This window comes from Kangiella sp. HZ709 (assembly GCF_009674675.1).
GTDB lineage: Bacteria > Pseudomonadota > Gammaproteobacteria > Enterobacterales > Kangiellaceae > Kangiella.
The window spans coordinates 724,273-750,930 of record NZ_WKJC01000001.1 but is presented as its reverse complement, the minus strand read 5'-3'; the positions used below and the strand labels follow the sequence as shown (position 1 = coordinate 750,930).

The 26,658-nt window shown below is 39.4% G+C and carries 16 protein-coding genes and 4 tRNA genes; 17 read left to right on the top strand and 3 right to left on the bottom strand.

Features of this window, described 5'->3' with window-relative positions:
• The 3 genes from GJS41_RS03340 to GJS41_RS03330 form a co-directional block, all read left to right on the top strand.
• Positions 1 to 3,644 (top strand): OmpA family protein (locus GJS41_RS03340; protein WP_195758329.1); only part of this gene is annotated, 3,644 nt, incomplete at its 5' end.
• Positions 3,641 to 7,360 carry a hypothetical protein gene (locus GJS41_RS03335; protein WP_227551237.1) on the top strand — a complete coding sequence of 1,240 codons (3,720 nt, stop codon included), beginning with the start codon at positions 3,641 to 3,643 and terminating at the stop codon, positions 7,358 to 7,360. The genes GJS41_RS03340 and GJS41_RS03335, both read left to right, overlap by 4 nt.
• Positions 7,360 to 8,313, top strand: a complete 954-nt coding sequence (locus GJS41_RS03330; RefSeq protein WP_154245899.1) for a DUF11 domain-containing protein — start codon at positions 7,360 to 7,362, stop codon at positions 8,311 to 8,313. Before GJS41_RS03335 ends, GJS41_RS03330 begins: the two co-directional genes overlap by 1 nt.
• A 1-nt stretch (position 8,314) precedes the next feature.
• On the opposite strand, the gene GJS41_RS03325 is transcribed toward GJS41_RS03330, so the two are convergent.
• On the bottom strand, positions 8,315 to 8,764 hold the full coding sequence (locus GJS41_RS03325; protein WP_154245898.1) for a hypothetical protein: 450 nt from the start codon (positions 8,762 to 8,764) through the stop codon (positions 8,315 to 8,317).
• A gap of 69 nt (positions 8,765 to 8,833) precedes the next feature.
• Between GJS41_RS03325 and uvrY the strand changes: the two genes are divergently transcribed.
• The 8 genes from uvrY to GJS41_RS03285 all read left to right on the top strand — a co-directional run bounded on the left by uvrY (position 8,834) and on the right by GJS41_RS03285 (position 16,931).
• Positions 8,834 to 9,475 carry a UvrY/SirA/GacA family response regulator transcription factor gene (uvrY, locus tag GJS41_RS03320; protein ID WP_154245897.1) on the top strand — a complete coding sequence of 214 codons (642 nt, stop codon included), beginning with the start codon at positions 8,834 to 8,836 and terminating at the stop codon, positions 9,473 to 9,475.
• A gap of 17 nt (positions 9,476 to 9,492) precedes the next feature.
• Entirely contained in the window at positions 9,493 to 11,325 is a 1,833-nt protein-coding gene (gene uvrC / locus GJS41_RS03315; protein WP_154245896.1) for an excinuclease ABC subunit UvrC, read from the top strand.
• A gap of 63 nt (positions 11,326 to 11,388) precedes the next feature.
• On the top strand, positions 11,389 to 11,955 hold the full coding sequence (gene pgsA / locus GJS41_RS03310) for a CDP-diacylglycerol--glycerol-3-phosphate 3-phosphatidyltransferase (RefSeq protein WP_370515612.1): 567 nt from the start codon (positions 11,389 to 11,391) through the stop codon (positions 11,953 to 11,955).
• A gap of 158 nt (positions 11,956 to 12,113) precedes the next feature.
• Positions 12,114 to 12,189: transfer RNA gene (locus GJS41_RS03305), tRNA-Gly, on the top strand.
• An 83-nt stretch (positions 12,190 to 12,272) separates the two neighbouring features.
• A tRNA-Cys gene (locus GJS41_RS03300) sits at positions 12,273 to 12,346 on the top strand.
• 33 nt (positions 12,347 to 12,379) lie between these two features.
• A tRNA-Leu gene (locus tag GJS41_RS03295) sits at positions 12,380 to 12,466 on the top strand.
• A gap of 199 nt (positions 12,467 to 12,665) precedes the next feature.
• Complete coding sequence (locus GJS41_RS03290; protein ID WP_154245895.1) at positions 12,666 to 14,777, top strand: TonB-dependent receptor; 2,112 nt, start codon at positions 12,666 to 12,668, stop codon at positions 14,775 to 14,777.
• Between the two features lie 159 nt (positions 14,778 to 14,936).
• Positions 14,937 to 16,931, top strand: a complete 1,995-nt coding sequence (locus tag GJS41_RS03285; protein WP_154245894.1) for an O-antigen ligase family protein — start codon at positions 14,937 to 14,939, stop codon at positions 16,929 to 16,931.
• 75 nt (positions 16,932 to 17,006) lie between these two features.
• Here GJS41_RS03285 and GJS41_RS03280 read toward each other — a convergent pair.
• Positions 17,007 to 17,082, bottom strand: a tRNA-Asn gene (locus GJS41_RS03280).
• A 111-nt stretch (positions 17,083 to 17,193) separates the two neighbouring features.
• The gene (locus tag GJS41_RS03275) at positions 17,194 to 18,372 is read right to left on the bottom strand and encodes a pyridoxal phosphate-dependent aminotransferase (protein WP_370515611.1); all 1,179 of its coding nucleotides are present in this window, start codon (positions 18,370 to 18,372) and stop codon (positions 17,194 to 17,196) included.
• 124 nt (positions 18,373 to 18,496) lie between these two features.
• On the opposite strand from GJS41_RS03275, the gene uvrB reads away from it, so the two are divergent.
• From uvrB to GJS41_RS03245, 6 genes are all read left to right on the top strand, one after another.
• Positions 18,497 to 20,491: an excinuclease ABC subunit UvrB gene (uvrB, locus tag GJS41_RS03270; RefSeq protein WP_154245893.1), complete on the top strand. Its 1,995-nt coding sequence runs from the start codon at positions 18,497 to 18,499 to the stop codon at positions 20,489 to 20,491.
• Positions 20,491 to 21,138, top strand: coding sequence for an ABC transporter substrate-binding protein (locus GJS41_RS03265; protein WP_195758328.1), 648 nt, complete (start codon positions 20,491 to 20,493; stop codon positions 21,136 to 21,138). The genes uvrB and GJS41_RS03265 overlap by 1 nt, the downstream gene beginning before the upstream one ends.
• Positions 21,135 to 21,638: a transcription/translation regulatory transformer protein RfaH gene (rfaH, locus tag GJS41_RS03260; RefSeq protein WP_370515610.1), complete on the top strand. Its 504-nt coding sequence runs from the start codon at positions 21,135 to 21,137 to the stop codon at positions 21,636 to 21,638. The genes GJS41_RS03265 and rfaH overlap by 4 nt, the downstream gene beginning before the upstream one ends.
• 159 nt (positions 21,639 to 21,797) lie before the next feature.
• Positions 21,798 to 22,595, top strand: coding sequence for a 3'(2'),5'-bisphosphate nucleotidase CysQ (gene cysQ / locus GJS41_RS03255; RefSeq protein WP_154245891.1), 798 nt, complete (start codon positions 21,798 to 21,800; stop codon positions 22,593 to 22,595).
• A 13-nt stretch (positions 22,596 to 22,608) separates the two neighbouring features.
• Positions 22,609 to 25,206, top strand: a complete 2,598-nt coding sequence (locus GJS41_RS03250) for an SLBB domain-containing protein (protein ID WP_195758327.1) — start codon at positions 22,609 to 22,611, stop codon at positions 25,204 to 25,206.
• Positions 25,206 to 26,654 carry a capsule assembly Wzi family protein gene (locus tag GJS41_RS03245; protein WP_154245889.1) on the top strand — a complete coding sequence of 483 codons (1,449 nt, stop codon included), beginning with the start codon at positions 25,206 to 25,208 and terminating at the stop codon, positions 26,652 to 26,654. Before GJS41_RS03250 ends, GJS41_RS03245 begins: the two co-directional genes overlap by 1 nt.
• Positions 26,655 to 26,658 lie beyond the last annotated feature (4 nt).

Sequence of the window (26,658 nt, the reverse complement as noted above, 5' to 3'; positions counted from 1 at the left end):
CCTTCAATGCTGACGGCAGTTACGACTACAGCCCGGATGCGAACTTCAACGGCACCGACAGCTTCACTTACATCATCACCGATGCTGATGGCGACACGGACATCGCGACCGTAACCATTACGGTGACACCAGTTGATGACGTTGAGGCGTTGAATGATGACTTCAGTGGTACGCCTATCGATCCTGTGACAGGTGGTTCACCTGGTAACATCTTCGATAACGATACGATCAACGGTGATCCAGCGGATGATACCAATGTGGACAGCATTACGGTAACCAATGATGGTGGTCTAACGGGCGTTACTATCGATACCGACGGTAACGTGAATATACCGCCAGGTACTGCTCCAGGTACTTATGTCATTACTTATGAAATTTGTACAGCTAGCGGTGTCTGTGATACGGCGACTATTACTGTGGTAGTAGGTACTGTAGAAGCAATGGATGATGACTTCAGTGGTACGCCGATCGATCCTGTGGCAGGTGGTTCACCGGGTAATATCTTCGATAACGACACGATCAACGGTGATCCAGCGGATAATACCAATGTGGACAGCATTACGGTAACCAATGATGGTGGTCTAACGGGCGTTATTATCGATTCCGACGGTAATGTGAATGTACCGCCAGGTACTGCTCCAGGCACTTACGTCATTACTTACGAGATCTGTAATGCTGACGGTGTCTGTGATACGGCGACTATTACTGTGGTAGTAGGTGCTGTAGAAGCAATGGATGATGACTTCAGTGGTACGCCGATCGATCCTGTGGCAGGTGGTTCACCGGGTAATATCTTCGATAACGACACGATCAACGGTGATCCAGCGGATAATACCAATGTGGACAGCATTACGGTAACCAATGATGGTGGTCTAACGGGCGTTATTATCGATTCCGACGGTAATGTGAATGTACCGCCAGGTACTGCTCCAGGCACTTACGTCATTACTTACGAGATCTGTAATGCTGACGGTGTCTGTGATACAGCGACTATTACGATTGTAGTTGAGAGTGCCGAAATAATAGCAATTGACGATGATCTTACAGGTAATGTAATTATTGGCGCAGATGGCGGAATAGCTGGTAATGCGTTCGTTAATGACACACTGGACGGTAACCCTGTTGATGAAACTACGGTATCAGTAACGGTTACTAACGATAATGGCACAGGTATCACTATTTCGAGTGCTGGTGAAGTCATAGTACCGGCTAATACTCGAGCAGGAACTTATGTCATCAGTTATGAAATTTGTGAAATTGCTAACCCGACTAATTGTGACACTGCTGATGTAACTGTAGAGGTTATTGCACCAGTTATAGATGCTGTTAATGACGATTTCAGTGCTACACCAATCAATGGCTTTGATGGAGGGGTTGTTGGAAGTATCTTTGATAACGACACTCTTAATAATGTTGCGCTTGATCCAACTTTGGTCAACCTAACAGTTACTAATGATGGTGGTTCAGGTGCAACAGTAAATACTGATGGAACAATTACTGTACCAGCAGGAACTGCAGCTGGAACTTACACATTAGAGTATCAGATTTGTGAGATATTGAATCCGACTAATTGTGATACAGCTACTGTTATTATTGTAGTTGAAGCTCCGGTTATTGTTGCTAATGACGATGATTTCACTGCGGATCCAATCAGTGGGGTGACAGGTGGCGATGCAGGAAATGCATTCGATAATGATACCTTGAATGACGCTGCAATTGATCCAAGCTTAATCACAGTAACGGTATTAGATGATGCTGGTATTGGTGCAACTATTGCTAGTGATGGAACTGTATCAATTCCACCAGGAACAGCAGGTGGCGTTTATACTATTACGTACGAAATTTGCGAGATAATTAACCCAACTAATTGTGATACAGCAACCATTACAATAAGAGTTATCGAAATACCAGCAATTCGTTTGGTTAAAACTGCTAGCGTCAGTCAAGCTTCAATAGGAGACTTCGTCACTTACAACGTGACTGTAGAAAATATTGGTCAGATTGATGCTTCGAACATCAGTTTAGTTGATACGCCACCTCTGGGTATGAACTATGTCGAAGGTTCAGGTGCTATTAATGACTTGAATCCAGCCAATGATGTAATTACAGCAGGGCGTCCAATCAGCTTTGATGGGGTTGATGTTGCTGCAGGTGAAACTGTGGTTATTACCTACATGATGCGTATTGGTGCAACAGCCATTCGTGGTGAGTTAGTTAACACGGTGGTTGCTGAGTTTGCAGGTCAAACAGTTTCGAATGAGGCAACTGTAGCTATCTTGATGAGCGCTGATCCTGATTTCGAACAATCGACAATTCTGGGTAAGGTTTTCAATGACCGTGACGCTGATGGCTGGCAAGATGATGCTACGGCGACAGGTATTCAAGTTACCGGCGGCATTGATGAGTCAGCTTATATTGCTAACTCTACAACTTTGGATGTTGGTAATGGACCTGTTTCATTGTCCGATGCAAGTGCGCCTATTAATCACGGAATTACTATTGAGAACTTGTCTGGTAGAAACTCGTCTATGGATCCAGCAAGCAATCATCAAGTAGTTATTAGTCAAATGATGACTGAACCAAAGTTTACTAGCAGTGTTGTGATTACAACGGCAGAAGGTTCTGAGTTAATCATGGCCGCGGATGGTACAGTCACCAGTAATTCAACTGGCGATCTAGCTAGAGGTTTATCAGCACAAAAACTAAGTGTTGAGAGGTTAGTTACTTTGATTGAGGGCAACTATAAAGTTGACTTCATTATTACCAATCATGGTATTCAAGAGCGCGGTATCCCAGGCGTCCGAATTGCAACAGTTGAAGGTTTAATTATTGAAACTGATGCTTATGGTCGCTTCCACTTGAATGCAATAGATGTAGCTGACTTTGGTCGCGGTCAAAACTTTATTATGAAAGTTGACCCTGCCACCTTACCAAAAGGTTCTGAGTTCACTACAGAAAATCCAAGAGTTAAGCGTTTGACACAAGGTTTACCAACCAGTTTCGACTTTGGCGTTAAGATTCCAGAAACTAAACCTAAAGTAAGGGGTATTGAAGCGGTTGAGATTGAGTTAGGTACGATTTTATTCGATGACAACAGTGCAGAAATAAAGCCTCAGTATCAAGAAGCATTAGTTGATATGGCAGATGCAATTAATAAGTACCAAGGAGGAACCATCACTATTGATGGTCATGGTGGCGGTTTAGCTATTGCCTTTGACCGTGCGCAAAGAGTTAGGGAAGCTTTGTTGGATTTAGTAGAGCCAGAGTTACATGAAGAGTTGCAGGTTTCTTTAATAGCTTCTCCAGAACTTCATGTTGCTGGCCGAGAAATCATTACCATTGGAGAACGCGTAATTTTAGGCTCAGTTTTCTTTGAAACTAACAAAGCAGATGTTAAACCAACTTATAGCTCATTAATAAAGAATATTGCGGGCTATTTAAATAAAAATGGTGGCGGTGCGATCAGGCTTGCTGGTCATACTGATATCCGTGCGGACAAAGACTACAATTATCAATTAGGTCTACGTCGAGCTAAGAGTATTTATGCTGAATTAATTAAGCAAGTTGATAAATCCTATGTAGATGAGGTTAGAGTGGAAACATCTTCAAGAGAGTTCGCAGTTATTGAAGGAGGTGAGCTATGAGAATTTTATTAAATAGTAAGCCTGTGATGGCATTTGGCCTGTCTGCAATTTTGTACACTTTAGTTCCTGCAGCTTTTTCGGCGGAAGAAGAAAAAACTGAACAAGAAGCAAAAAAGTATGAGTGTGTAGAAGGAGAATGCCGAACACAAAATGGTTTGGTTTTCCGTGTTACTAGTTTGGGTGAAGAACGCCCAAAAGTAAAAGGCAATGATGAGACCGCGCATAGTAAAAATCGACGCGTTGATGTCACTTATCAAGAAGTTTATACCTATAGCGAAAAGGGTTTTACCCCGGATCAGAAAAGGGTAGATGTTAATTCTCAGATGATGATACAGCTGAAAAATGGCGGCTTATTATGGGCTACTGAAGACCCAGCTTTAACTCGTGCTTCATTAAACCTTAATGGTCCTGCTACTGTTGCTTTTGATGGTGAAAAAATTTCTGAAGATGTCAACTTTAGTTATTACAATAACTATGGTGCATTTATCGAAAAGCTAGAAATTGTACTGTTTGATGGTGCGGATACTGATCTGATTACCCCTTTAAAAACTGTCGATGTTACAGTTCAAAATAATGGTCGTTATGGTTGGGATGGTTCTCTCACTCTAGATCGAAAGTTAGCACTAGGTGAACAATTACAGTATTTAATTCGAGCCTATGATAAAGAAGGGCGGATGGATGAAACCTATCCAAAGACATTACTGTTAGTTTCAGAAGAAGAGAAAAAGTCTAACTTAGCGAGAGTAGCGGGCAACACGGTAAGAAATGTTTCAGAGCAGCAAACTGAACAGCAAATTGCAAATGACTTGATTGAAAGTGAAACTTTTGGCAATAACAATTTACGTCAACAAAACATTCCAATTTATGGTTCAAGAGTTCGTATTTTCGGTCAAGATATCCCTGAAGGGCAACAAATTACCGTTAACGAGCAAAGAATCCCTGTTGGTCTAGAGCGTCGATTCGTAACGGAATATTTATTACCAGTTGGAATGCACAAGTTTAATGTTGGAATTGGTGATGGCACTGAGTATGGGGCTAAAGAATTAGCGGTCGATGTGACCGGTAAATACATGTTTATGGTTGCGTTAGCTGACATTACCGCATCACAAAATAATGTTTCTGATAGTATTCAAGCTGTGGATGATGGTGATACTTTTGATGATGATTTTTTAGTTAATGGTCGCTTGGCATTTTACTTAAAAGGTAAGATTAAAGGTAAGTATTTAATCACGGCTCAAGCGGATACTCGCGAGCGTGAAATTGGTGATTTATTTGAGGGTTTCTTAGATAAAGACCCACAAGACGTTTTCCGACGCCTAGATCCTGATCGTTATTACCCTGTATATGGTGATGATTCCAACGTTTATCGTGATGTTGATACCCAAGGTAAATTCTATATTCGTGTTGATTGGGATAAGAGTCAGGCCATTTGGGGTAATTTTAATACCGGCATTACTGGAAATGAGTTCTCTCAATATTCACGCTCACTTTATGGTGCTGCCATTAATTGGCGCTCGATAGAGACAACAGAACTAGGCGAGTCTAAGACTCAGCTAAAAGCTTTTGCATCAGAAGCTCAAACTGCATTCGGTCATAATGAATTCTTAGGTACCGGGGGTAGTCTTTATTACCTACGAAATAGCGATATTTTGCCAGGTTCAGACCGAGTTGTTTTAGAAATTCATGATAACACAACTGGCCGAGTAGAAAGTTCTGTGACCCTACAAAGAGGTGCGGATTACGAGATTGATGAAATTCAGGGGCGGATTATTTTAACACGCCCTCTTAGCCAAATTTCGCGTCAAAATATAGATACTATTATTCGTGATGAGCCACTCGACGGTTTCGATAATATTTTATTAGTCGACTATGAATATTTGCCAACCGGCTTTAATCCGGATGACACTACGGTTGGTGGTCGAGCAAAAGTATGGCTAGGTGAACATGTTGCTATTGGCGGTACTTTTGTTGATGAAAATCGCGCGGGCGATGATTACGAATTGCAAGGTATAGATGTTACTTTACAAGCAGGTCGAGGTACTTATTTAAAATTAGAAAATGCATCTACTACAGCGAATCAAGCCGCGAGCTTTTTCTCGGATAATGGTGGTTTTAGTTTCGCTCCTATTTCACCAGATCCTATTGATGAGGTTTCTGGTAAAAAGGGCGATGCCTATTCGGTTGAGGCTAGAGCTAACTTTAAAGAGTTAGGTTGGAGTGAGAATGAATTTACTGCTGGCGCTTGGCATCGTGAAACCGAAGCTGGTTTCTCGGTAGCTCGTCGAACATTAAACGAAGAAACCATTGAGACTGGTGCAGAAGTTACTGGTCAAATTACCAAAGACTTAACTTTATCTGCTCGAGCTAGTGAATATGAGCGTGGTGCTAATAATAAGTTAGAGCAGGCGCAAGTGAATTTGGATTATAAAATAACTCCGAAGTCTCAATTAACTGCCGAAGTTCGTCAGCTGGAAGAAACCATTGCCGGCACTTCAACTTCAGCAATGCTAGGAGCATTACGTTATAACCATAGAATTGGTGAAACTTGGGATCTATATACTACTGGCCAATTTACCTTAGAAAATGACGGTGGAACATACGATAACAATGACTTGATTACGGTAGGTACTCGCTACTTGTTTGGTCAGCGCTCCTCCATTGGCGCCGAGTACAGTTCTGGTCACCGAGGTGATGCGGCAAGTTTAACCGCTGATTACTTTGTGAATAATGATTATAGTATCTACGGACGTTATACTTACTCAACCGATACCACTAACAGTGTTTTTGGACCTAGTATTACTGATGGAATTACTTTAGGACAAAGATGGCGTGTATCGAATCAGGTAACTATTTACAATGAAAGCCAACATCTGAAAGCACCACAGGAAACTGGATTGGCCCACACATTTGGGGTGGATTTTATTCCTAGTACGGGTTGGAATATCGGTTTTAATCTACAAGATGGTGAGCTGGAAAATATCAATGGTGGGGTGATAGATCGTCAAGCTGGTTCAATAAGCGGTAGTTATCGTTCCCCAGATCTTGATTGGACTTCTAGACTTGAGTATAGAGAAGACTCTGGTGCTGAAAATAGAGAGCAATGGCTTACTACTAATCGAATTTCTTATCGCTTAGATCAAGATTGGCGATTAGCCGCTCGAGTTAATTACTCTGATACAGAAGATTTAAATGATCCAGCTCAAAACGCTGAATTTACGGAGGCAAACCTAGGGTTTGCCTATCGTCCAGTTAATAATAATAAATGGGCACTTCTGGGTAAGTATACTTATTTGTATGACCTACGCACATTGGCGCAAACAACAGCAGGTTCAGATCAGCGCTCTAACATTGTTGCTTTAGAAGGCCTTTATCGTATTAGCCCTGAGTGGGAGTTAGCGGCCAAAGTGGCTCATCGTCAAGGTGAGGTTAGACAAGGAAGAGGTACAGGGCCATGGTTCTCAAGCACGGTAGACTTATATGCATTACAAGCGCGCTATCACTTAATCAAAGAGTGGGATGCCTTAGCAGAATACCGCCTATTAAAATCCAAAGAGAATAGAGATCAACGTCAAGGTTGGTTGATTGGTGCAGATTATCACTTAACAGAAAACTTCAAAGTAGGCTTAGGTTATAACTTTACTGACTTTAGTGATGACTTATCTAATCTCGATTTTGAATATGATGGTTGGTTTATCAATTTCGTTGGTAAATACTAATGAAAAAGTGTTTTGCCGCTTGCTTATTGCTGGCAAGTTTTTCACTAATGGCAGAGTATGAGGATGTCATTTGGACATCAGGCACTTCAGGGACGGCATGTAATGGAAGTATAACGGTTACAGCCGCCATGAGTGTTGCGGCAACAAATTTTAGTGCTGCTAATGATGGTACTTTTATTCACCCTGAAATTTTTGGTACTGAATTTGGAGTTGCACCAGGTTATAGTTATGTTCGCCAGTCCGGACGAGCATTAACAGGCAGCTTTACTTTTTCTGAAACGGTAACCGATCCAATTATTTTATTTTATCAACTTGACCTTAACACCCTGACTTTTAATTTAGGTACTGGTCAAAGCATGAGCTTAATTGAAAGTGATTTTGGTAAAACGACAGATTCAGGTACTGGTCCTGCGACATTATGTAGTGGCTCGTTAGTAGGTAATGTCTTAACAGGGTGTGACATGGGATCTACCTCTCAGTTTTCAACAGGTCCTACTCCAGATGTCTCGATACCCGGTATTAATGAGTTAGAAGGAGCTGGAACCATCCAATTTACCGGGCGTTTTGATAGCATCTCAAGAACTAACACAGGGGCAATTAAAAACAGTGATAATACAACTCGTTGGGCAATCTTAGTTAATTGTGGAGCTGATATTGCTGTTTCAAAATCCGATACAGGCACAACTTATACGCCTGGCGAAACAACTACTTATACGATCGTTGTTTCTAATGATGGGGGAGTTGATGTAAATGGTGTACTGGTTGAGGATGCTATTCCTACAAACTTAACCAGTGTTACTTGGTCTTGCTCAGCTACAACAGACAGTTCATGTATCAGTGGGACTGCAAACGCTACTGATAGTGGGGCAGGCTCTATAAATGAGACAATAGATGTTGCTAGTGGTGGCACTGTCACTTATATCGTAACAGGAACCTGGTCAGTAACTCCTTAAATTATTTAACTCTCTTAACTTTGAAAGTAGTATTAAGGCCTTCAATGTTCATTAAGTAAGAGCCAAGACTTCCTTTTCTAATAATTATTTTTGGGTCTTCTATCGGGTAATAAATATTATGCCTACCTTTTATTAGCCATATTTGCCCCTCTGCAGTATTTAATTTCATTCCTTTTTTCCAGCGTTTAAATTTCCCCTGCAATTTGAAATTTAGTTGGTTAGGTTGCCTAGCAGCTATTTGTTGCTCTAAACCAAATAAAGATTCAGTTTTTTGAGGTGCTTTTTTAGTATTTTCTGTTGGAAGAGTTAATGATTGTTTTTTAAAAAAAGAATCATAACAAGCTAATCTTTTAGCATTGTCTTTTACATCCATGCATTCTTGTACGGTTCTTTCTGCAGAAACGTGGAGACTAAAAAAAAGAGTTGAAGCAGCGAATAAATATGCTTTCATGAATACGGCTTGATTGAGAATACTATTTTCAGTAATCTACTAACAATCAAGTTTTATGGCAAGCACTATATGATCAAATTAATGTTAGTCGATGATCACGATTTAGTCCGCATGGGTTTGGGACGGTTATTGGCCGATCAAGACGGGATAGATGTGATTGCTGAAGCTGAAACAGGCGAAGAAGCATTAAAAAAGCAAAGAGAGTTTCAACCATCAGTAGTACTTATGGATGCTAACATGCCAGGTATTGGTGGTTTAGAAGCAACGCGCAGAATGCTACGCTTTGATCCTGATGTCAAAATCATTGCTCTAACAGCTCATATTTCTGAGCCTTATCCAACTCAATTTTTAAACGCTGGTGCCATGGGGTATTTGACTAAAGGTGGCGATATAGATGAAATGATTAAAGCTGTTCGCTCAGTTAGCCGTGGCAAAGTATATCTAGCCCCAGAAGTTGCCCAAGAAATGGCACTATCACAATTCAAGCAAAAAGATGAAAACCCCTTTAATCAACTATCCGATCGCGAGATGCAAGTGATGCTTATGATTACTCGTGGAGAGAAAGTACAAGAGATATCTGAGAAACTTCACCTTAGCCCCAAAACAGTTAACAGTTACCGGTATCGATTATTTGAAAAGTTGGATGTGGATAATGATGTTTGCTTAACACATTTGGCGTTACGCTATAAAATTATTGAACCGCAAGTATAAAAAGCATTGGCAAATTTATGCCAGATAAAACGACTCATCTCATCCCTGAAAAAATATTAAAAATCCTACAACACTTAAGCACTAAGCCTGGTGTATATCGTATGCTTGATTCTGATAGTCAAGTTATCTATGTGGGTAAGGCAAAGAATCTTAATAACCGTGTTAAAAGCTACTTTGTAAAGAATCACAGTTCTTTAAAGACTCAACTATTAGTAACACTGATAGATGATATTACAACTACAATTTGTGAAACAGAAACTGAAGCTTTAATTCTTGAAAACAACCTGATTAAAAAACATAAACCTAGGTTTAATATTTTATTTAGGGATGATAAGTCTTATCCGTATATTTTTCTTTCAAAAGAAGATTATCCAAAACTGGTCTATCATAGAGGTGCTAAAAAACAAAAAGGTGATTATTTTGGCCCTTTCCCAAACCCGGCGGCAGTTAGGCAGAGTTTATCGTTAGTGCAAAAAACTTTTCGTATTAGGCAATGCGAAGATAGTTATTTTGCCAATCGAACTCGACCCTGTTTGCAGTATCAAATAAAGCGCTGCAGTGCACCTTGCGTAAACTATATTTCAAAAGAAAATTACGCCGAAGATATCCATAGCATACGTCAGTTTTATCAAGGAAAAAGTGAAGTTATTATCCAAAAGTTGCAAGGCCAAATGGATTTGGCTTCTGAAAATTTGGAGTTTGAAGAAGCTGCAAGATATCGAGATCAAATTAAGAATTTAAGACATGTCATTCAAAAACAAGTTATAAGCGGTAACTCATCAGATTTGGATGCTGTAGCAGTTGAGTACGCATCGGGCGTAGCTTGTGCCTTGGTCTTGTTTATTAGACAAGGGACAATAGTTGGCAATAAAAGTTATTTCCCTAAAATTCCTAAGGGCACTGATTTAGCAGAAATTGAACAAAATTTTTTGCGTCAATATTATTTATCTGGCGCAGAAGTTCCTAATACCGTTCTTGTGCAAAATAGTCATGAAGATTATCAACTGCTGCAATCGGTGTTAACCCAAGAGCATGATCGAAAAATAATCTTCAAAACACCACATAGAGGCCAGTTAAAAGAGTGGGTCACATTTGCTAAGAAAAATGCAATTCATGCTTTGCGATCGAAACTTAACAGTAAAACCAATATGTTTGAACGATTGTCTGAGCTACAGCAAGCACTAGGTTTATCGAAGTTACCAAAACGACTGGAATGTTTTGATATTAGCCACACCCAAGGCAATCAAACGGTCGCATCCTGCGTGGTCTTCGATGATGCAGGACCAAAACGTGCAGATTATAGGATTTTTAATATTTCAGGTATTACTGGCGGCGACGATTACGCTGCAATGAAACAGGCTTTAACCCGGCGCTATCAAAGGTTGTTAGTTGAAAGTAAAACATTCCCCGATTTAGTGATTGTTGATGGTGGTAAAGGACAACTATCTCAAGCAGAGGAAGTATTCAATGAGCTGGGTATTGATACATCATTGTTACTGGGGGTTTCAAAAGGCAGTGATAGAAAAGCGGGCATGGAGCAATTATGGTTTGTAGGTGAACATCGCCCCACGGTACTGCCTGAGTCAAGTAAAGCGTTACACATTATCCAGCATATACGCGATGAAGCTCATCGGTTCGCTATTAGTAAACACAGGCTGCAACGTAAAAAGTCAGCTACTAAATCTTTATTAGAAGAAATCCCGGGTGTGGGCGCAAAGAGACGCCAAAGTTTACTAAAGCACTTTGGAGGATGGCAAGAAGTTGAAAAGGCTAGCGTAAAAGATATTGCTAAAGCTCCTGGCATTAGTGAGTCAATAGCGCAAAATATTTACGATTATTTGCATGGTTAGCTTTATATTGAGAATCAATGAGTTAGAATAGCCAGGCCGACTTTCAATTTTGAGGTTTTTGCAGTGTGGAATCTGCCTAATATTTTAACAGCATTTAGAATCGCTTTACTGCCTTTATTTGTCATGTTTTTCTACATCGACACTATTGAAGCGCGCTGGATAACCTTATCCATTTTCTGTATCGCCTCTGCTACCGATTTTTTTGATGGCTTTTTAGCGCGCCGATTAAAAATAGAATCACCATTTGGCGCTTTTTTAGATCCTGTCGCGGATAAATTAATGGTTGCTATCACATTGATATTATTAGTTGAGAGAGAAGCAACTGTGCTGCTAGCCATTCCTGCGATGGTAATTATTGGTCGTGAGATTACGGTATCAGCTCTACGAGAATGGATGGCTGAAATGGGTAGTAGAGCAGTGGTGCAAGTTTCATGGGTTGGTAAGCTCAAAACAGTATGCCAGTTATTCGCTATTTTCTTATTACTACTGTCTTCACCAGATATTTTCAATGTACCTAAACAAGCGGGTTACTTGTTTATGTGGATTGCAGCATTATTGACACTATGGTCTATGGTAACTTATTTGAGAGCTGCATGGCCTCACTTGACAAGCGAAAAGAAAGACGGATAATAGCTTCTCTTTGTTGCTAGCACCTCAAACGGACAACTTTTAATCATTAATTTCAATGATTTAGTTAGTCTTGTTGAAGCAATAAAAAAAGTGCTAAAAAAACTGCTTTTTTGTGTTGACAGAATATGATTTCGCAGTAAAATGCACGCCACAAAGACGCGAGAATAGCTCAGCTGGTAGAGCACAACCTTGCCAAGGTTGGGGTCGGGAGTTCGAACCTCCTTTCTCGCTCCATATTCAAAAACCTCGGTGCTAATTGACCGAGGTTTTTTATATCAGCGCTTCCTTTGAAGCAATGAAGTAGATTTAGGCTGAGTGGCTGAGTGGTAGAGTGGCTATACAGCGGATTGCAAATCCGTGGACGTCGGTTCGACTCCGGCCTCAGCCTCCACTTTAAAAAACTGATATGAACCAGTCATCTGATGCCCAGGTGGCGAAATTGGTAGACGCAGGGGACTTAAAATCCCCCGGTGGCAACACCGTGACGGTTCGAGTCCGTCCCTGGGCACCATTATGAACAAAGCCTCGCTTAAGCGAGGCTTTTTTTTGTCCATATGATTTCAATTGACTTTTTAAAGTAATTAACATGGTTATTTATTTGCCATATCTAGTTTAAAAACTACTAATTTGAATTTATTCGTCGTATCAATTGTCTCTCTGTTATTATATTTTATCTGTAGCTTATCTAATTAATCTCTAGGTCATATTGTTTGGATACTTTTATATCTCAGCTTAAATCTAAATCGGTAACTTTCTTATATAGTTTATTTGCAATTTTTCTAATTGGCACCACTGCGTCAGTTAAATCTTCTCCGCAAAATGATGGTGAGAGTGAATCTAGCGCTATTGAAAAAACTAGTGAGCAAGATAATGAGACTAATATTATCATCGTAACTGTAGAAAGAAATCCGTCGAAAAAAACATCGCAAGCGGTTTCAATAAGTCATTTAACCGAGCTAGAGTTGGAACGGCTGGATGCTTTGCATCCAGCAAATTTATTGAATCGTTTGCCAAATGTTTTCGTACAGCAAGGCTCGGGACAAGAACATTTGACGGCTATACGCTCTCCTGTGTTTACTGGAGGAGCTGGTGCTGGTTCATTTTTATATCTCCAAGATGGAATTCCGTTGCGTAGTGCCGGATTTGCGAACGTGAATGGTTTACTTGATGCCCAAGTTGGGCTTGCTAAACAAATTGAAGTGGTGCGAGGCCCTGGTGATGTGACTTATGGTTCGAATGCTATTCACGGTATTTTTAATGTACTTACAGCAGACCCTCTAAAGATTCATGATAATTCAGTTAACTTGTTTTTATCAGAGTTTGATCGCTACGATTTTTCTTGGCAAGCAGGTAAAGCAAATACAGACAGCGGAATCATTGCCGGGCTGCAGGTTTTTCAAGATGGAGGCTATCGGGACGAATCTGAAGTCGCTCAAGTAAAAGGGCAGTTCGGTTATGGCTATTCTACTCCTGAATACGATATGAGGCTTCGTTTGTCATTACATCATTTGGAGCAAGAAACAGCAGGCTTCGTAATTGGTGATAACGCCCTTGAAAATGAGTTGCTGCGTCGTACTAACCCGAATCCGGAGGCCTTTCGTGATTTGGAACACGCTCTAATAAGCGCTGAGTTCGATATTCATAATTTCGGAGCTTGGCAGGCCATCATTACACCTTATGCACGTTGGGCTGAAATGAGTTTTTTAATGCACTTTTTGCCTTCAAAAGCATTAGAAGAAAATAATCACTCATCAATAGGCTTTTTGAGTCAGTTTCGAAGAAGTCTTAATGAGCGTTTAGAGCTGCTAGTTGGTCTTGATTGGGAATACTCCGATGGTAGCTTAACTGAAACTCAATCAATTCCAGATGTGTTTAGTTTTACTCAAGGCTTACATTACGACTATAGAGTTACTTCGAATGAAGTTGCGCCTTTCGCGCGCCTAAGGTGGCAACCTGCTCAAGATTGGCAATTGCAAGCGGGAGTTCGAATAAATCATAGCCGGTATCGTTATGACAACAAAACCGATTCTGATATTATTGGCCGCTTTTTGCGACCAGCAGATCGAGTGGATGACTTCACTACAGTGACCAGTAAATTAGCTGCAATTTATAAGGCAACTCAGGCTGATTTCCTGTTTGCTTCATTGGCGCGGGGGGCTAGAGCACCTCAAACCACAGATTTATACCGATTACAAAGAAACCAAACCGTAGGTGAAGCCGATGGAGAAACCTTGGATAGTCTCGAGGTTGGTTGGCGCCATATTAAAAACAACTATCAGTTTGAAGTTACTGCTTACACCATGTACAAGAGAAATTTTTTCTTCCGTGACGCTGATGGTTTCAACGTCACGAATGGTAAAACTTCCCATCGAGGGATAGAAATTGCGACAGCAATAGATGTGCATGATGCACTGAATTGGCAAACCTCTGTCAGTTATGGATTGCATCAATACGACTTTGATCGAGAGGTTATGCGAGATAGTGAAGTGATTGTGGCTGGCAATGATATTGATACTGCTCCACGTTGGCTGCTTAACAGTAGATTACTTTGGGATATAAATTCGAATTTGCAAACCGAATTGGAACTAGTTCATGTGGATGATTATTACACCGATGCTGCTAATAGTAATTTTTATCAAGGACACACAATATCTAATTTACGCCTAAATTGGGAACCAAAGCCTGAACTCAAATTCTTTTTAACAGTCAGAAATATTACTGATAAACGCTATGCAACTCGTGCCGATTTTGCCTTTGGTAACGAACGTTACTTTCCAGGGGAAGAGCGCAATTTGACGGTTGGAGTCAAATATAAGTATTAATTTTATTAAAGAGCTTAAGATAAAAAATATATCATTTTATACTCCTAGTGTTCCCACTTTTTATATACTTAATTTGATACCTATTAAAAAGCGCTTAATTATTATGGCTAGCTTTGTTAAGCTCTTTTTCATACTAACTGACATATTTAGGGGCACTAATTGAGCCAATCACTTAATAATAAAGAGAAATATTGGGCTTACTTTATAGGTTTATTATTACCTTTGGCTGTGATTCTAGCACCTTCTAATCAGGCCAATCTTGCAGAGCATATGTTTACCAAAGCTTTTGCTGCTCAGATTCTGATTGTTTTAGGAGCAGCTGCTTACCTATTACTAAATCGCAAAAATAGCTTAAGAGTCTCATTACATCCATTAGCAATAATACTCTATATTACTTTTATGCTTGGTTTCGCTAGTACGTTCTGGTCTGATAATCATGGTTTTGCCATTAATCAATTAGCGAAGTGGAGCGCTGGGCTTACTCTTGCTTTTTTAGTATTTCAAATTAGGGATAAGTCAAACCAACGATTAATTTTACAGTTGTTTGTAGTGGGAGCATTGTTGTTAGCTTCTATAGGTATTATTCAGTATCTATTACAGGTTGATATTGTCAAACAAGCTGCTAAGCCAGCGTCAACTTTTGCTAATAAAAATATGGCTGCTCAGATCGCCGTCTTAACATGGCCCATAGGAGTGTATTTATTTGTTACTGATACGGCAAAAAACAGCAAATGGCTATTTCTTAATGCGATAACCAGCTCATTATTATTGGTCTTTATATTTTATACGCAAACACAAGCCGCTTGGTTATCAGTTATTGGTCAATTATTACTATTAAGCTTGGTTTTTTTGCTTTTAAAGGTTGTGAAAAAAGACGTGCCAACACTTTCTAAGCAGCACAAGAAACATGGTGTTATTGCGATAATTATTTTGTTGGTATTAATCAATGTCAGTAATGATGGAGTCAAACCATTTTGGGAGAAAATTCAGCAAGGCGCAGATAAAGTTGTTACTAGAGCTTCGAATATAGAAGGTGAGCAATCTACTATTCGTTTTCAACTCTGGGATGGCACTCTTGAAATGGCTAAATCTAGACCCGTTTATGGCATTGGTTTGGGTAATTACTACCATCACTCAGCTAGCTTTTCCAATGGTAGAACACATACTATTCGCTCGTCACATAATGATTACCTGCAAACTCTAGCTGAGCTGGGGTTTTCTAGTTCTATCTTAATGATAAGTTCCTGGATTTTGCTTGGCTTTCTATTTTTTAGATTTTTGTTTAAAGAAGGGTGGACCGGGCTTAAGGAGCTATCATTAATTATTGCTATTGGCGGTATGGCAATTACCAGCATGTTCAGTTTCCCCTTGCAACTACAAACGCCTATTTTAATCATTACGACTTATATTGCTATCATATTGGCTTCTGCTAAGCCTTATGTGCTACCTAAAAATATAAATATCGGTTTGCTTGGACTAAGCTCGGTTGTAGCACTAGTAGTTATTAGTTTAAATCTTAAATGGAATTCTAAACTGTCTGAATTTAATAGTAAGGTTAAAGCAAATGATTGGAAGCAAGAAATTAACTTTGGTTCAGGATCCTTTGGACATCACCCAATGTTTAAATGGTTTTCACAGCGAGTATCTCGAGAGTATATGTATTCAAAACCTGGCAGTGCAGTTAAAGTTGCCAACAGCTACTTACCTCTTGCTCCTACGGATGCTGTGTTGATTAATAATAAAATTTATGGATTGATAAAGCTAAAACGTTTTAAAGAGGCATCAGAGTTAATTCTAAAAGTTCGTGAGTTTGAGCCGCCAGGATATTACCGCTCTTATTATAATGAACTAATTTTAGAAACAGAGTTGCAGCGAGCGGAAAAATTAGGGGCTATCTTGAATGGCTTAGATAAAGAGAAGTTTGGGCTATTATCGATGAAGCCTGAAACTCTTGACAATATGTCAGTAGCGGCGTTTAAAATTAATCAAAAACAAAGAGCTATTGATTATTTACAGAAAAATATAGAGGTTCATCCCGCTTATGTTAATTCTTATGAAAAAATCATTAGTATGCTTAAAGGTATTGGGAAACATGACTCTGCAGCAAAATATCAAAACCAGCTGGCTCTTATAAAAGCTAGCAGAGGGTTATAAAAGACTATTCAATGAGTTAGGTATTTAATAAAAGCAATAAAAAAGGCCTCACATTGCTGTAAGGCCTTTAAAATATGGCTCCCCTTGCTGGACTTGAACCAGCGACATATGGATTAACAGTCCACCGTTCTACCAACTGAACTAAAGGGGAATTATGTCGTTTGTCAGACTTTTACGTTATACATAATAAGTTCTGAACGGGGCGAGATAATAGACATATTTCGGGTTTTGGTCAATACTTTATTATGAATTTTTTTGCTTTTTAGGCCATTTTTTTCAATCGAGCCACAGCTTCTTCTAAAGTCTCCATACTGGCAGCATAGGATAAACGCATATGACCAGGTGCGCCGAAGGCAGAGCCTGGAACTAACGCTAAGTCTACTTCTTCAATCAACAGTTCAGCTAAGTCTAAATCCGATTCGCAGTTATGCTTATTAATGAGACCCTGAACATTTGGGAAAGCATAGAAAGTACCATCACTCGGCAAACAAGTTACACCTTCTATATTGTTTAAAGCTGCAACTAAATAATCATGACGTTTCTTGAACTCAGTAAGCATGGGTATTATGCAGGATTGATCGCCAGCTAGTGCTGCAGCAGCGGCAGCCTGGCTTGGTGCTGCAGGATTAGAGGTGCTTTGCGATTGAATCTTTTTCATGGCTCCAACTAAGTTCACAGGCCCTCCGGCATAACCAATTCTCCAGCCGGTCATGGCATAAGCTTTAGAGACGCCGTTTAAGACTATGGTTCGCTCATAAAGCTCTGGACAGGCATTTAAAATGTTCGCAAATGGCTCATCACTCCATAGGATATGCTCGTACATGTCATCAGTAGCAATTAAAATATCAGGATACTTCAATAAAACATCAGCCAAATCTTTCAGCTCAGATTGAGTATATGCAACACCAGTAGGATTACTTGGGCTGTTTATAACAAATAAGCGCGTTTGATCAGTTATATTCGCTTCTAATTGCTGGGGAGTAATTTTTAAATGTTGTTCTATGGAGGTTTCAATGATGACTGGTTTACCGCCGGCTAAGATTGCCATGTCAGGGTATGACACCCAATAAGGAGCAGGGATGATAACCTCATCGCCTTCATTTAATAATGCTTGGCAAAGGTTGTAGAAGCTTTGCTTGCCGCCACAAGATACTAGAATCTGATTGGGCTCATAATTTAAGTTATTATCGCGCTTGAACTTATCGATAATCGCAGCTTTTAATTCAATGGTACCATCTACTGGCGTATACTTTGTGGCGCCATTGCCAATCGCTTCAACTGCTGCATCTTTAATATGCTGAGGAGTATCGAAATCAGGCTCTCCTGTGCCTAAGCCCACAATATCTCGCCCTTGGCGTTTTAGTTCTTTAGCTTTAGCGGCTACGGCTAGAGTAGGGGATGGTTTTACTAGTTGAACGCGATCAGAAAGCTTAATGGTCACGATAAGTCCTCAAAATAATAACTAATGTCAAAAAAAGTAAATAGTTTTCTATGCCGCCAAACAATGTGCGACAATAGCGCCAATCATACTCCAAGTTAGTGTTGCACCCAAGCCAAAATAAGCTATGAGTCAAGATTTTAAAATTGAGTCACCTTTTGAACCCGCAGGCGATCAACCTAAAGCGATCGCGCAATTGTTGGAGGGCTTAGAAGATGGTTTATCACATCAAACTCTACTTGGGGTAACTGGCTCAGGTAAAACCTATACCATTGCTAATGTCATTGCTCAATCAGGACGGCCAGCTATTATCATGGCTCCCAATAAAACCTTGGCCGCTCAATTATATGGTGAGATGAAAGAATTTTTCCCGCATAACGCCATTGAATACTTTGTTTCTTATTATGATTATTACCAACCAGAAGCCTATGTTCCTTCTTCGGATACTTTTATTGAAAAAGATTCTTCAATCAATGAGCATATTGAGCAGATGCGGCTATCTGCTACGCGAGCTTTATTAGAGCGAAGAGATGCCATTATTGTCGCTTCTGTTTCAGCTATTTATGGTCTTGGTGACCCTAAAGCGTTTCATAGTATGGTGATGCATTTAAAGATAGGTGATCAAATTGATCAGCGTTTTATTTTAAGACGCCTAGCTGAACTGCAATATACCCGTAACGAATTTGATTTAGAGCGTGCAACTTATCGAGTGCGGGGTGATTTAATTGATGTTTATCCTGCCGAATCTGAGCAAAATGCTATAAGAATAGAGTTATTTGATGATGAAGTTGAATCTATTCAAACCTTTGATCCATTAACGGGCGAGGTTCTAAAAAATTTATCTAGGGTAACCATTTTCCCGAAAAGTCACTATGTGACGTCTCGACAAACTATTTTAGACGCGGTCGAGGAAATAAAAGAAGAATTAAAAGAACGTCTAGCTCAGTTATATGAGATGAATAAGTTGGTTGAAGCTCAACGTTTAGAGCAAAGGGTGAAATTTGATATCGAGATGATGCAAGAGTTGGGTTATTGCTCTGGGATAGAAAATTATTCGCGCTTTTTATCTGGAGCAAAACCAGGTGAGCCGCCGCCGTGTTTACTGGATTATTTGCCACCTGATGCTTTGATGATTATTGATGAGTCGCACGTTACAGTTTCGCAAATTGGTGCTATGTATAAAGGTGACCGCTCGCGAAAAGAAACCTTAGTAGAGTTTGGTTTTAGACTACCTTCTGCATTGGATAATCGACCTTTGCGGTTTGAGGAGTTCGAGCGGATAACCCCGCAAACGATTTTTGTTTCGGCAACACCTGGGAAGTATGAAGAAGAGCATAATGGACAAATTGTAGAGCAATTAGTTAGGCCTACAGGTCTGATTGATCCTGAAATCGAAATCCGGCCAGTTACTACTCAGATTGATGATGTACTATCAGAAATTACTCTGCGTACAGCGGTTAATGAACGAGTGTTGATAACTACACTAACCAAACGAATGTCTGAAGATCTAACTGATTACCTATCCGAGCATGGCGTTCGAGTCAGATATTTGCATTCCGATATTGATACGGTCGAAAGAATGGAAATTATTCGTGACTTACGTATCGGGGAGTTTGACGTTTTGGTTGGTATCAACTTATTACGTGAAGGTTTGGATATGCCTGAAGTATCCTTGGTAGCCATTTTAGATGCCGATAAAGAAGGTTTTCTACGCTCTGAACGTTCCTTGATACAAACCATTGGCCGTGCAGCCCGTAATTTAAAAGGTAAAGCCATTTTATATGCTGATCGAATTACAGGTTCTATGGAAAGGGCTATTGGGGAAACTAACCGTCGTCGTAAGATTCAAGAAGAGTTTAATCAAGAGCATGGCATTACACCAAAAGGTGTTTCTAAGAAAATCACCGATGTGATGGATACAGGGCGTGATGCAGCTGTTTCTCGTAAAGTAGCTGAGAAGGAAGCACATTATGCCGCTAAGTCGATGAGCGAAATTGTTAAAGAAATTGGTGAGTTAGAGATCCAAATGCTTGGTTTTGCTAAAGATTTAGAATTTGAAAAAGCTGCGCAAACTCGTGACAAGATCGCAAAATTGCGAGAGTTGAGCATCAGGAATTCATGATGAAACTATTATTAAAATTGACAAAAACCAGCCTTTTAGCCTTGTTGCTGATGTTTGCAAACCATTCTATTGCGTTTTCAGAAACCCTAGAAAAGCAAATTATTCAAGAATTTCAGGGCGAGTTTAACAAAATTGAAGCTTTTGCTAAAAGTAATCCACAACCGATTAAAACCGATATTTTAATGGAGTTCATAGATAAAGAATTGATGTCACGCTGGTCTGCAGAGTTAACCATTCGTTCAATTTTAGGCAAAGAACTGTGGAAATCTGTAGATGCAGATCAAAAGCAGCAACTGATTAATGCTTATTTTATTACTATGAAACGTTACCTGTTTGAGTCATTCCAACAATATAACGGTCAAAAGCCGTTAGCAAGCAAAGTTCAGCTTAATAAAAAGCAAAATAAAGGCTGGCTTACGGTTCAATTGGTAATCGATAACTTTCCTAATATTTATCTTGATTTGAAAATTTATTTTCATAAAAAACAATGGGTTATCTATGACTTTAGATTTAAAGGGATAAGCTTTATTAGATTAAAACAAAATGAGTATCGAAACTTGGTCGAAGAGCAAGGAGTTCAACAACTAATAAGTTTACTAGAAGGGAAATACCAAGAATTTTTAAAACAGTTGGATGTTGAACCGTGAGCTACTGGTATCTTATTCAAGCCAAACCTAAGCAGCAATTAAGGGCTAAGGAAAATCTGGAAAATCAAGATGTAGAGTGTTTCTACCCAACTATTGAGTTAGAAAAAATAGTTAGAGGAAGGCGTCAAATGGTCAATGAGCCATTATTCAGCAATTACATTTTTATCAAACTAGATGATGAGGATATTAATTGGAGCAAAATACGTTCTACTCGAGGTGTGAGAGACTTTGTAAGGTTTGGCATTGATGTTGCTAAAGTCCCTGAGCAGCTGGTCCAGCAGTTGAAGTTTGATACTGGAATTATTGATAGTAATATGCTCGAAACCAATGCTCCACGAGAAGGGGATAAGGTTATTATCACTAAGGGTGCCTTTAAGGAATTTGAAGGTATTTACCAATCCCCTAGTGATGAAGAGCGCTCAATTATCCTGTTGAATATCCTTAGTAAAACCATCAAACTTGAAGTCGCCAACCAAGATGTCATGAAAGTTGAAAAATAAATGCTTATTTGACAAATTTATGACAGAAGTTAGGTTTCATATGGATCTATAACCCTCTATAATAATCGAAAAATTTGCGTGCATCGTAATATGCATTTCTACTTGGGCATTTGGGAGCCATAACCTAAGGGCGGTAGCGTACCTTAAACTATAATAACGATGGATTTGAAAAGCTCAGCATCTTCGCCTCATATCCAATTACTTCTTACAGAAGTAATTGCAATTTCAAAGTCTGCAGGTAAAGAGATTTTAAATATTTATCAGCAAGATTTCTCTGTTGAAACTAAATCAGACTCTTCTCCATTGACTGAAGCGGACCTCGCTTCGCATAAATTAATTTGCAGTAAGTTAAAAAGTCTTACCCCTGATATCCCAATCATCTCAGAAGAGTCCTGTGATATTGAATGGGAAGTACGCTCAAAATGGAATAAGTACTGGTTAATTGATCCGCTGGATGGAACTAAAGAGTTTATTAAGAAGAATGGCGAGTTTACGGTAAATATCGCGCTAATCTCTGATGGCGTTCCCATTCTTGGAGTAGTGTATGCACCAGTGTTAGAAACTTGCTATTATGGCGCTCAAGAAATGGGTTCTTGGAAGCAGCAGAGTAATGATGAGTGTTTCAGTATTCAAGTAAAAAAGAATTTTACAGGTACGGTTTTAAAGGTTATGGGTAGCCGCTCTCATCAATCTCAGGAATTTAAGAGTTATATACAGCAACTTGAACCTTATGAGTTAGCTTCAATGGGATCATCTTTAAAGCTTTGTCTTATTGCTGAAGGCAAAGCAGATATTTATCCTAGATTAGGACCTACTTCTGAGTGGGATACTGCAGCGGCTCATGCTGTCGTAAAATATGCTGGCGGTGAATGCCTAAATTATGAAACCAATAAAGAATTAATGTACAACCAAAAAGAATCATTACTCAATCCGTATTTTATAGTGAAAGGGTTTTAGGGGTAGAATGACAATGAAGTGTTTAATAAAAATCACCATATTAGCGATTACCATATCGTCACAGTTTGTGATAGCTAATAGTCCAGATTTATCACAAGCTAAACGATTATGTGAAGGCGCAACTGAAGCGCAAAGGCAAGCTGCTAGAGCTGCAGGCTATGATGTGGATTCTTTATGTGCATCCCTTAAGCAGCAAACTGATACCGATAAAACTTTATTGGACGTACAGACGCCAGCAGTTTTACCTCGAAGCACTCAAGGCGAGAACTCGATTGGCTTAAAGAAAAACAAGCTTCAAAAAACCAATGAACAACTAGCAAAAGTCGATCAGCCTTTAAAAAAGTTTGGCTATGACTTATTTGCTGGTGAGCCGACAACTTATACACCTGTTGGCAACATTCCTGTACCGGCTAACTATATTGTTGGTCCAGGAGATATGGTTAAAGTGCAGCTTTACGGTAAGGAAAACTCAAGTTATGAATTGCAAGTAGGTAGACAAGGAGCAATTCAATTTCCTAATCTAGGTCCTATCTATGTGGCGGGGCTGAGTTATACAGAACTAAAGAATAATGTAAACAGTCAAATCCAAGAGCAAATCATTGGTGTTCAAGCCAATATTTCGATGGGTGAGCTGCGTTCTATTCAAGTTTTTGTACTGGGTGAGGCATATAAGCCAGGAGCTTATACCGTATCGTCGTTATCTACTATTTTAAATGCGCTTTATGTTAGTGGCGGCATCAAAGAAATTGGCTCTTTACGAAATATTCAACTTAAACGGAATGGTCAGTTGATTAGTACCATCGATTTATATGATCTGTTGTTAAAGGGTGATACTCGCCGTGACCGTCGTTTACAAGCCGGAGATGTCATATTCATACCTTCAGTAAAAAAGACTGCTTCGGTTTCTGGCGAGGTTGTTCGCCCAGCTATTTATGAGTTAAAGAATGAGCACACAATAGCTGAATTGGTGGCTTTAGCTGGTGGCTTATTACCTAATGCGGCAGAAGAAGCAACCCGAGTGCAAAGAGTTGATGCTAATGGTTCTATGACAGTGGTTGATGTTAACCTAAAGGTTAGTCAGGGAAAGAATCAAAAAGTTCGCAATGGAGACTTGATTAAAATTTATCCTGTTCTTGAGAAGCAAGAGAATATTGTTGAGCTTAAGGGGCATGTTTATCGTGGCGGAATGCAGAGTTGGAAACAAGGTATTCGAGTTTCAGACGTAATACCGTCAGCAAATGTATTGAAGGCTAATGCTAATTTAAATTTTGCATTATTGATACGAGAAAAAGAAAATACCAAAGCTCTTATGCCATTAAAAGTAAGTTTATTAGAAATATTCAATGATAAGAGCGCTGATGAAAATATATTATTGCAGCCTCGTGATGTGATTATTGTATTGAGTAATGCTGTTGATGAATTAGCGACTGAAGAAAAAATCAAGCAAATTCAGCTTGAGCAAAAAGAATTAAGTCAAGCAAAGAATATCTCGCAGCAAGCAAAAAACGTCAAAATTAATAAAGATGAAGTGGCCATCGAAATTAGGAATGAATATATCGCGAATATTGTAACTCAGCTTCAAGCTCAGTCTAATTTAAACTTGCCAGCACAAGTGGTGACTATATCTGGGGCAGTGAAGTTTCCTGGAGAATACCCGCTAACCTTAGAAATGACTTCAGTAGATTTAATCCATGCTGCAGGTGGTTTAGTTGAATCAGCCTATGCCATCGAGGCAGAAGTAACTCGGTATGACTTAAATGATCCCTTAGAAGCAAAGATTAATCATATCACTATAGATCTACAGCAAGAATTTCTAGGAGCTGTAAGTTATAAGCTGCAACCTCATGACCAGTTGCAAATAAAAGTTACTCCTGAATACCGAGACTTCTCAAATGTTGAAATTTCTGGTGAAGTAAAATTTCCTGGCACATACAGAATCCAACGAGGGGAAACTTTAACTCAATTAATTGAAAGAGCTGGTGGAATTAATCAATATGGATCATTAAAAGCTGCGGTTTTTTCTAGAAAAGAGTTACGTGAATACGAAGAAAAAGAACTTCGAAAGTTAAAGGAAAGGTTGCGACAAGATATTGCTACAGCAGAGCTAGAAAATACTAATATAGGTAAATCTACAAGTGGTGCATCTGCTCAGTCTTTGATTGATGTTCTGGATACTACAGAAGCAACCGGTCGTTTAGTAGTTAATCTTCCAGGTTTACTTGAGGGTAATATAGAAGATGTGGCATTAAAAGATGGCGATTCTTTATTTATTCCTAGCCATCGCCAGGAGGTCACGGTTGTTGGTGAAGTACAGGTTCCTACCTCCCACTTATACGATAGAAAATTAGATTTTGATGATTATATTGAAAGGAGTGGTGGTGAAAAAGAAACTTCTAATTCTGATGCTATTTATATTGTTAAAGCAGATGGTTCTGTTGTTTTACCGAATGCAAATAATTGGTTAAATCATTCAGATTTTAATATGGAAGCTGGAGATACAATTGTTGTTCCTCTGGATACTTCTCGTGTGGATAATTTAGAGCTTTGGTCGAAAGTAAGCTCTATTGTTTATCAGCTAGCTTTAGGTGCCGCGGCGGTAAATAGTTTCTAATGAATAAATTTCTAGTTATTACATTATTGCTTTTGCTAACAGGTCAGATTAAATCTGAGCCTTGGCTTGATACTCGTGATGCTTGGCTTCGAGCTGATATTGAATATTTATCGGATATTGGAGTTATTAGAGTCCCTGTTTCTACATGGCCGTTAATGTGGGCACCAATTCTAAATGATTTGAATAATGCTAATGTTGATAACCTAACTGAAGCTCAACTAAGAGTTTTTAAGCGGGTAAAACGTAAAGGTCGATTTGAAACCAAGCTAGATACGCACAGCTACTTGAGTTTAAAAGCAGGTAATCAAGGAAAAATCTTACGTCACTTTGGTGATGATAGACGCGAAAAAGCTGAAATCACTTCTAAGACTACGGGTGTTAGGAAAAACTTTGCTTGGAATATTGAAGCTACTCGAACACTAGACCCTATAGATGGAGAAGAACAACGCTTAGATAACTCTTACGTTGCAGGTATCTGGGGTAATTGGGTTGTCTCGCTTGGAGCTCAAGAAAGGTGGTGGGGTCCTGGCTGGGATTCTTCTTTAATACTTTCGAATAATGCAAGGCCCGTTCCAGCAATCTCTGTCCAAAGAAATTACTCAGATCCATTTGAAAGCGAATGGCTGTCCTGGATCGGCCCATGGACTTTCAATGCGTTTGCGGGGCAGTTAGAAAGTGACCGTTTTATTCCCCATGCAAAACTATTAGGAATGAGTGTTAATTTTAAGCCCATAGACTCTTTGGAAATTGTGTTGAGAAGAACTGCTCAATGGGCTGGTCAAGGGAGACCTAATGATCTGGGTAATTTTTTTGATTTACTAATCGGAAGGGATAACTGTGATGAATTATCTGGCGGCTGCGGCTCGGATAGGAGTAATGAGCCGGGGAATCAGTTGGCTGGAGTAGATTTTAAATGGCGCTTACCAAATAAATTAGGCTCAGTATATGGACAGCTGATTGGCGAGGATGAGGCTGGTTATTTACCTTCAAGAAAAGTTTATCAATTCGGTTATAGCAGAAATTTTTTCTTTGGCGAATATTTTATAAAGTCTTATTTAGAGTACGCAGATTCTGAAAATGAATTTGCCCCAAATGTGACATACAATAATAGTATTTATCAAACAGGCTATCGTACGGATGGGCGAAGTATAGGCTCTACTTATGATAATGATACGCAAAGTTTGGCGTTCGGATTATTAGTTACCCATAAAAATGGTGACCGTTATAAATTTCGTTTAGCTAAAATTGATTTAAATAGTGACGGCTTTGGCATCCATAGCATCAATAATCGAAATATCAACTTTAATCAATTTGAGCTTCAATATCAAAAGCCCACAAAGTATGGGTTGATTGGACTGCAAATCGAAGCAAAAAATGAAACTGTCGACAGTTTCGGCAACCAAAAAGACAAATATAATCTTAGTTTGTCTTTGACTATGGAGATTTAACAAA